This window comes from Stenotrophomonas maltophilia (assembly GCF_001676385.1).
GTDB classification, from domain to species: Bacteria; Pseudomonadota; Gammaproteobacteria; order Xanthomonadales; family Xanthomonadaceae; genus Stenotrophomonas; species Stenotrophomonas maltophilia_J.
In genome coordinates, this window is record NZ_LYVJ01000039.1 from 1 (window position 1) to 401 (window position 401).

1 protein-coding gene is annotated in these 401 nt (G+C 62.1%); it reads left to right on the forward strand.

The window, feature by feature from the left end; genetic code table 11:
* Window positions 1-118 precede the first annotated feature (118 nt).
* Window positions 119-401: hypothetical protein (locus A9K58_RS18835; protein WP_196769220.1), on the forward strand; the 283-nt coding region annotated here is incomplete at its 3' end.

Below are 401 nucleotides of genomic sequence, written 5' to 3' on the forward strand. Positions count from 1 at the left end.
GCACGGTGCGTTCCTCGCGTGGAAAGGCGCACCCCCGATCGGGTGCAAAGAGGGCTCAACGTTAACGCAAAGTTCATAATGGACGACGGACTAACTTCAAGAATGAAAGGTAATAATTATGTTTTCCCGTAAGATCGTCGCTTCCGCAGCTGCACTGACCATCGGCGCTACCGGCCTGGTTGCTTGCTCCAACGACGGCGAGGGCGAGCCGACCTCCACCGAGGTTGTCTCCGAGACCGCCACCGAGACCGAGGTCGCCACCGAGACCGCTGGCAAGGGCGACGCCGACAAGTCCGGCGAGGCTGCCGCTGGCGACGCTGAGGCTACCGAGGAGATCACCACCGCTGACGGCGCAACCGCAATGGTTCCGGCGGGCGTGAAGTCCGCTATGGACCAGTACG